Source organism: Micromonospora sp. NPDC047753, from assembly GCF_040642735.1.
Taxonomy (GTDB): Bacteria; Actinomycetota; Actinomycetes; order Mycobacteriales; family Micromonosporaceae; genus Micromonospora.
In genome coordinates, this window is sequence record NZ_JBEYSL010000362.1 from 1 (window position 1) to 7,200 (window position 7,200).

The 7,200-nt window shown below is 71.6% G+C and carries 6 protein-coding genes and 2 pseudogenes; 3 read left to right on the plus strand and 5 right to left on the minus strand.

The window, feature by feature from the left end:
• The 5 genes and pseudogenes from ABZ749_RS25390 to ABZ749_RS25410 all read right to left on the minus strand — a co-directional run.
• Positions 1 to 472 (minus strand): annotated as a pseudogene (locus tag ABZ749_RS25390) (hypothetical protein); the annotation flags it as partial.
• A 244-nt stretch (positions 473 to 716) separates the two neighbouring features.
• Positions 717 to 1,265 carry a DNA (cytosine-5-)-methyltransferase gene (gene dcm, locus ABZ749_RS25395; RefSeq protein ID WP_357232022.1) on the minus strand — a complete coding sequence of 183 codons (549 nt, stop codon included), beginning with the start codon at positions 1,263 to 1,265 and terminating at the stop codon, positions 717 to 719.
• Complete coding sequence (locus tag ABZ749_RS25400; RefSeq protein WP_357232025.1) at positions 1,258 to 2,148, minus strand: hypothetical protein; 891 nt, start codon at positions 2,146 to 2,148, stop codon at positions 1,258 to 1,260. The genes dcm and ABZ749_RS25400 overlap by 8 nt, the downstream gene beginning before the upstream one ends.
• On the minus strand, positions 2,145 to 3,161 hold the full coding sequence (locus tag ABZ749_RS25405; RefSeq protein WP_357232037.1) for a DNA methyltransferase: 1,017 nt from the start codon (positions 3,159 to 3,161) through the stop codon (positions 2,145 to 2,147). The genes ABZ749_RS25400 and ABZ749_RS25405 overlap by 4 nt, the downstream gene beginning before the upstream one ends.
• Entirely contained in the window at positions 3,145 to 4,080 is a 936-nt protein-coding gene (locus tag ABZ749_RS25410) for a hypothetical protein (RefSeq protein ID WP_357232028.1), read from the minus strand. Before ABZ749_RS25410 ends, ABZ749_RS25405 begins: the two co-directional genes overlap by 17 nt.
• An 832-nt stretch (positions 4,081 to 4,912) precedes the next feature.
• On the opposite strand from ABZ749_RS25410, the gene ABZ749_RS25415 reads away from it, so the two are divergent.
• From ABZ749_RS25415 to ABZ749_RS25425, 3 genes and pseudogenes are all read left to right on the plus strand, one after another.
• Positions 4,913 to 5,791: a hypothetical protein gene (locus ABZ749_RS25415; protein ID WP_357232031.1), complete on the plus strand. Its 879-nt coding sequence runs from the start codon at positions 4,913 to 4,915 to the stop codon at positions 5,789 to 5,791.
• Between the two features lie 731 nt (positions 5,792 to 6,522).
• Positions 6,523 to 6,903: a pilin gene (locus ABZ749_RS25420; RefSeq protein WP_357232034.1), complete on the plus strand. Its 381-nt coding sequence runs from the start codon at positions 6,523 to 6,525 to the stop codon at positions 6,901 to 6,903.
• A gap of 5 nt (positions 6,904 to 6,908) precedes the next feature.
• Positions 6,909 to 7,200: pseudogene (locus tag ABZ749_RS25425) on the plus strand (hypothetical protein); the annotation flags it as partial.

Here is a 7,200-nt window from a genome sequence, read left to right on the forward strand (position 1 = left end):
GTACCCGTCCGCTGTCGCGCCCGTCCAGGCGATCATCAAAAGGATCAGGGCACCGACGGCGTACGGGTGGGCGTACCGGTCGGCAGTGGTGTCGGCAGAGCAGAAGCCGTAGGGCGATCGCTGCTTGGGCGGGGACGACGCCGTTACCCAAGACGCGCAGCGCGCCGGTACGGGGCAGACCCAGGTCCGGTTGGGTGACCCATTGCGCGGGCAGGCCCATGAGCCACTCGACGAACGGTGGGGCGAGGACGGGTTTTCCGTGCTGACCGGGTTGGGTGGGCGCGGGAGCGGGCCGGCCGATCAGGAGTTCCCAGCGGGCAATGGCGTCGGCGTAGACGCCCCACTGGGTGTCGTCGGGTGATCCGAGGGGCGCGTCGCCCAGGTAGTTGACGGTGGTGCGCAGGTCGGCGCCGCCGTCGCCGTGACGGCCCGGGCCCCGGGAGTCGGATGCGGTGGGGGTGGGCAGGCGCACCGTCGCCGACGGCAGAGTGAGGTCACCGCGGGAACCGCGCTGCGCGGGGCAGCCTTTGTGTCCGTCCGTGGCGCGGGGGGTGGGGAGCAACACTTGTGACAATGGCGGCCTGAATCCCTGCCCGGCGCGGCGGCCTGCGGTGCCGGTGTCGCTGGCGCGGGGTGTGGGCAGCAGGAGGCGGTGTTGGGTGCCGCCGGGTTCGATGACGTCGGGGAGCCCGTGTTGGTGGCCTGGACCTTTGCCGTCACGGGCGCAGGGGGTGGGCAGTGTCCGCAGCGTCTCCCCCGCTTGCGGCGGGGGTGGCGAGCAGGAACAGGCGGTCGCGCCGGTGGGCGGCGCCGATGTCGGCTGCGCGTAGGCATAGCCAGCTCGTGTCATACCCGAGCGCGGCCAGGTCGGCGTGGACGACGTCGAGGCCCCGCCGGAGCAGGGCGGCGACGTTCTCCACGAAGACGAGCGGTGGTCGAAGGACGCGAATGGCGTCAGCGACGCTGGTCCAGAGGCTGGAGTGCTCGCCGCTGATGCCAGCGCGTTTGCCGGCGTTGGAGATGTCTTGGCAGGGGAAGCCTGCGGTGAGGACGTCGACGGGCTCGACGCGCGTCCAGTCGACGGTGCGGATGTCGCCGAGGTTGTGCACAGTGGGCCACTGGTGCTCGCAGACGGTGCGGGCGTGTCGGTCGATTTCGGCGTACCAGGTGAGGTGGCCGCCGAGCACCAGCTCGACGGCCAGGGCGAGGCCGCCGTAGCCGGTGCACAGCGATCCGATGCGTGGTGCGGGTAGGTGGTCAATCACGCACCTCCGACTGTGCTGCGCCCGCCGCGCCGTGCGCGGTCTCGGGGGGCGACTCGGGGTGGGGGCAGGTCCATGGCCCGCATCCCGGTGCATCTGGCTGCTCCTGCTGGCGAGGGCGGAGGGTGACCTCATCGAGGGGGATCCGTTGGCGGTGCAGGAAGAACTGCCCGCGCAGCGGATGTCCCGCGGCGTTGGCGCGCGCCGAGCCGTGGCGGATCGCCGCGTCGAACGCCACCGCGTCGTCCCATCCGGCAGGGTCGTCCTGCCGCAGCCGCGCCCACTCGGTGTCGGTGCGGTAGGGGCAACCGACGCAGGCGCTGCGTGGGGTGTCGGATAGTGAGTGCTCGGTCAGGTAGGCGAGGCAGTCACCGCGCCGCCAGCCGAGGTCCAGCAGCGGGAAAACGTTGCGCATGTACGCCACGTCGGCGTCGCGTGCCCTGCCGATCTCGTCGACGGAGATGCCGATCGCCATCTCCGCGACTACCCCGGCGGGTACCCGGGTCGGATGGGGGTAGCCGAGCCGGCGCCGCACCTCCACCTTGATCGGCCTGATCTTGTACTCGGAGGTGCATTGCCGACGCGCCATCCCCCGCTCGCCGCCCGGTCCGAGGGTGAACAGGGGCATGGACGCGAACCGGTGGGCGGGATCCAGCGCGTCGGCGCGGATGTTGCCCGCCGACACCCGCACGACCGGGATCCCCGCCATGGCGGCGAGCCGCTCGAGGCGGCGCAGGTGGGCGTAGACGGCGGTGGGCTCCCAGCCGGTATCGGCGAAGACCGCGGCGTCGAACGTCGGGATCTCCCCGCGCACGGCCAACAGCAGAAGGCAGGAGCTCTGTACGCCAGCCCCGAGACTCAGGTAGCGGTGGGCAGGTGCACTCACTTGACCACCCCGCCCCAGAGGGTGTCCCTCGGGATTGCTGAACCCGAGTCATTCCGCGTCTTGACGAAGATCAAAACGTCCTCGTGGGCGATGAGGTGCATCGGCAGCCCGGACGAGCGGGCCTTACGGACCTGCTGGAGCTGGAAGAACGACGGGCGGGCGACGAGCTGCCCGTCGCGGACGGCGGCGAGGAGGGCGACGCACCGCTCGGTCGGCACGAGCCCGGCGCGCAGGCCGGCGGCGATGACGGCGCTGGGCAGGTCGACCAGCTCGCCGCGCTTGCGCCACGGCCTGGCGGTGACCACGACGATCCCGCCGGGGCGCAGCAGGGTGGCGCAGCCGGCCAGGATCTGGGCGAAGCCGTCGGCGAGGCCGCTCAGGTCGCGGTAGGCGAGGTTGCCCTTGTCCTCGCCGTCGTTGTACCGGTCGTCGTACTTGACGACGCCCTGCGCGCCGGGGCGGACGAGGCCGTGGACGGTCGGCCCGTACGGCGGTGAGGTGACCACGAGCGCCACCTGCCCGGTGAGGGCCTTCGGCACCAGCGACATCAGCCGGGTCGCGTCGCCGCGGATGACCGACGCGCGTCCGCTGGCGCCCTGGTCGTGGGCATGACGGATGTTGGCGTCGGCAATGTTCGACCATCGCGGCTCGTACTCGACGCCGAAGGCGTCGCGGCCGGCGTGGACGGCCTCGACCAGGGTGGTGCCGATGCCGCACATCGGGTCCAGGACCAGATCGCCGGGCTGGGTGTAGGCGCCGATCGCGTGGGCGGCGATCGCGGGCAGCATCCGGGCGGGATGCTTGACCGATTCCGGCACGTACCGGCCGCGTCGCTGGACGGGGCCAGTCGACTGGGCGGTGGCCCAGACGGACAGACCCCCAGGATCGGCGCGGTGGCGGCCTTCGTACTCGCGGTGCCGGCCCGGGTAGTCCTCGCCCACGGTGGAGCTGTTGGTGTCCGGCTCGCTCGCGCCTGAGGATCCCGCAGTGGTGTGCTCAGCCACGGCGCTCACCGCCGTCGCGGCCACGGCGCCGTCCCACCCCAGCCGCTGAAGTCGAGAGTGGGGTGAAAACCATCAGGTCGGCGTGCACCCGCAAGTGGGCGACCGACCACTGCTCGGGGTTGGCGTGGGCCAGGGTGAGCAGTTCCTCGTCCGTGCCGTGGTAGTAGATGAACTGGTCGCCGTCGGTATCGGCCTCGACGGCGACGATGTGCTGCAGGTAGCCCAGCCCCGCTGCGGAGGCGGCGGCCACAAGCGGTCCGAAGTCCTCCGGCGTGGGCTGCGTACCGGCGGGGACGCCGACGACGAGGACGAGGCAGCCGCCGGGGCGCAGCAGCCGCGCGCAGGCGGTCAGGAGCCAGGCAAGCCGGACCCGTGCCGGCGTGCCCGCCTCGTGCAGCGGCCAGCAGGCGACCACCAGGCTGATAGCCGCGTCCAGCGGGCCGTCGTCGGGCGGCCGGACGACCGCGGCGTCGGCGCCGGGCAGGTCAGGGTCGGTGAGGTCGTCGCCGAACCAGTCGACCAGCTCGGGCGGGTCCTGCGCGTCGCCGGCCTCCGCCTCACCAGGCGCGGTGAGCGGGTTGGTCTCGGTCGTGGGCGCCGGCGGGCCGGCGGTGGCGGGTCCGATGATCAGGCTGGAGCTGTCGGTGAACCAGGCGCGGTGGTGCTGGCGACCGCCCTGGGCGCAGATGGGTGCGAGGACATGTTCGGTGGTGAGGTCGGCCACCGCCTCCCCGGGCCGGCTGTAGGCGGCGACGAGGCGGTAGGCCAGACGGGTGGGCAGGATGGTGTGCGGGTCGGCGTCGGTACGGGCCGTGCGCCAGACCGTGATCGGTACCGGCGGGTCGCCGGCGATCAGGTCGATGAGAGTGGGGTCGGCCGGCTCGGTGTGGTCGGCCTGCGGGTGTGGGTGCGGCGTGTGCGCGCTCATGTGCTGTCGGCTCCGCGCCGCGCCGTGAAGCGCTGACATCCCCAAACCGGGATTTGTGAGCCTCGGCGAACACTTGCCGAACCCACAACCGCTCACAACGCTCGACCCGCAGCGGCTTGTCTCGGTTTCCGTTGTCCTGCCTGGTTCGCGGGGCCGGCAGCCATCGGCAGGTGGCCTACCGCGACGGGACCGGCTTCGTCCCTACTCACTTCTGTCGGTGGCGTTGGGTCACTGACAGGAGGCGCTGACGGTGCCGACGTCGGTCAAGAAGAACGCCTCGAGCGTCGATGTGGACATGAGCGTCGACCGGCACTGTGAGAGGTTGCCGAGCGTCGTGTGCGGGCCCGTTGTCATCGGCGCGGCGCCACCTGTCACAGGGTGCGGGATGTCCAGCGGTGACAGCCTGCCCGCGACTGTCATGGGTGCGTCGGTAGTCCGCGCGGGCCGTCCCCGGCGAGCGGTGACAGCGGTGCTGTGAGCCGACCCGGTTGTCACAGCGGGACGGGCGAGTCCGCTGTGAGGTCGCGCGCGCCGTCTCGCGGGTCACGACGTGAAGAGTGTGCCATCGCCTCCGAATCGCGCGGCCGCAGGCTCTGTCAGAGTGTCACAGGGCAGGTCAACCGGCCCTTGTCAGACTCTGGCCAACGATCAGCGACGATGGCGCCGTGCGGACGGGGCCACTGACAGAGGCCCGGGTCGAGGGCGACGAACAGCACCCGGAGCAGCTGTGTCAGTACCTTGTGAGCCCTCTGTGGCGCACTGGATGCCACCGATCGCCGTGACAACGCCGGCGACGGCATTCGCATCCCTTCGGTGTCACAGGAGTGTTGACATGAGCGCGTCCGACGCTACGAACTGGCCGACGTCCGCCCTCGACGCGGCGGCGACCGCCTACGCCGCGCTGACCTGCGAGCCCGCGCCGCTGACCCTCGACTGCACGGCGTTCTTCTCCGACGCGCGTCTGCCGCAGCCGGTGATGCCGCTGCCCGCGCTGCGGGACTGGCTGTTGCGACACCCCAGCGCCTACACCGCGCGTGACGAGGTGTGGCGGGAGCTGATCCGACGCGCCCGCCTCGACGGGCCGCACTGGGTCGTCGCCGCGGTCGGCATGGCGATGCCGGCGCTGCAGCAGTACGCGGCCCACCTGGGCGAGGGCTACACCGGCGACCCAGCCGATATCGACGCCGAAATCCTGACCGGCTTCCTGACCGCGCTCCGCGACCGGGCCGACCTGACCAAACCCGCGCCGTACGCGAGCCTGTGCAAGGCGGCGTGGCGAGCCGGGCGGGACCTGCGCCTGCAGCAGCGTGAGTACCTGCCGGTGCAGGACATCGAGCACCTCGCCCTCGGTTCCCGCACCCCGCCGGTGCCGTACGGGCATCCGGACCTCTTGGTCCGCCGCGCGGTGACCCTCGGGATCCTCGACCCCGAGGACGAGCAGCCCTACATTGACGTGCGGCTCGGTCGCCGGGCGATCGAGCCCATAGCCGCGAGGAATGGTGTCAGCGTCGACGCCTTGCGCATGCGGCTGTCCCGCATCGACAGCCGCGTCGCCGAGGCTCTCGCGGACGGACTGCTGACCGGGGTCGCGTCGCCGGAGACCACGGCGCGACTGCGGCAGCAGGCCGAGCAGCGCGGCCGTCGCCGCGCAGGACGTGCCGCGGGCGCCCATCGCGAAGCCACCCGGCAGCACGCTGCGGTGGCCGCCTGACAGCCGCCCCTGCACGGCTGTGGCCCGACGCGCACCGTCGGGCCACAGCCGTTCCCGCGTGCCGAGCACCCGTATCCAGTAGAGAGCTTGCTCCGGAGGCACCGCGCTGCGCCGGCAGCAGAGTGACGAGAGAACCGGTGCGGGACTGCCAGTCCGACCTGCCCCGCCGTCACGTCGCGCCGCTCGGCCGTGTCCTCCGCTCCGACGATCACAACCTGTCCGCCAGCGCCTGGAGCACCGGAACGGGCGAACCGACGCTGCCGAGTCAAGAGCTGTGAGCGCCAGCGGCACTCGCGGCGCCGACAGAAATCCCGTCTTGGTCCGGCTGTGAGTCTTCGCCCGCGGGCCGCGCTGTCGGCGGTCAAAAGGTCCTGACCTGCGCTGTGGGCCGTGCCCGGGCCGGGGTGAGCGCGGCAAGTGTTCGCCCGGGCTCACAAATCCCGGTTTGGGGGTGCGGGACTATCAGCGAGCCGTACCGCTCGCCGGTCCCGCTCGCCGCCGGGCGACACGAGTAGCCGCGATCCGCGCGCCTCGGGTGCCGCGCCAGTTGATGCGCTGACACCACATTGATGACCGCACCCACCCATGAGGGAGGACGAGCTCCTCCCGGGGCTCACGCGGTTCGCGCATTGCTCTCGTGCGCCCGGCGGCGGTCCCACCTGACCGCTTCGAGCAATCGCCGCCCCGGTCACGCGTCTTCGTGATCGGCGGCGGCGGGAGGAGAAACCGCCATGTCCCGCACTCCACAGCACACTCTCGGAATCCCGCGAGTCGTTCGTCTCGCCCTCCGTGCGGCCGTCCCGCTGGTCGGCGTCGGCCTGTCACTCGCCGCCCCTGCCGCCGCGTATGCCGATCCGAGCGCCGCCGTCTACCTGGCGGCGAATTCCCTGCCGGTGGTGATCGCCAACCTGCAGGCCTGGGTCATGGGCATCCTGGCAGCCATCGCCACCCTCTTCCTCGTCCTGGCCGGCGTGTACTGGGCCACCGCCGGTGGTGACCCGTCGCAGGTCGAGAAAGCCAAGCTCGCCCTGCGCAACGCGCTGGTCGGCTACGGCCTGGCCGTTCTGGCACCGATCTTGCTGCAGGTCGTCCGGGGCATCGTGGGGGGCTGATCGTCGTGGGATGGGTCCTCGACCATGTTCTTGATTGGCTCACCACGGCGATCCTGGCCTGCCTCAACGCGATCTTCGACCTCATCACCGGCATTCTGCTCACCACCCCGAAGGTCACCGTGCTGCCTCAGGTGCAGGCGCTCACCGGCCGGTCGGTCTGGATCGTGGACACCGTCTTTGTGTTGGCGTTCGTCGCCGCCGGCGTAGGCGAAGCCGGCGCAGGCGGCGTTCAGGTCGAACGTGCCGTTCTACGGCCAGGGCGCCAACTGCGCCTTCGAGGACGTGGTGGAGCTGGAC

Coding starts and splice junctions, on each gene's coding strand:
- ABZ749_RS25415 (WP_357232031.1), top strand. CDS start 4,913: ATGAGCGCGTCCGACGCTACGAACTGGCCGACGTCCGCCCTCGACGCG.
- ABZ749_RS25410 (WP_357232028.1), bottom strand. CDS start 4,080: ATGAGCGCGCACACGCCGCACCCACACCCGCAGGCCGACCACACCGAG.
- ABZ749_RS25420 (WP_357232034.1), top strand. CDS start 6,523: ATGTCCCGCACTCCACAGCACACTCTCGGAATCCCGCGAGTCGTTCGT.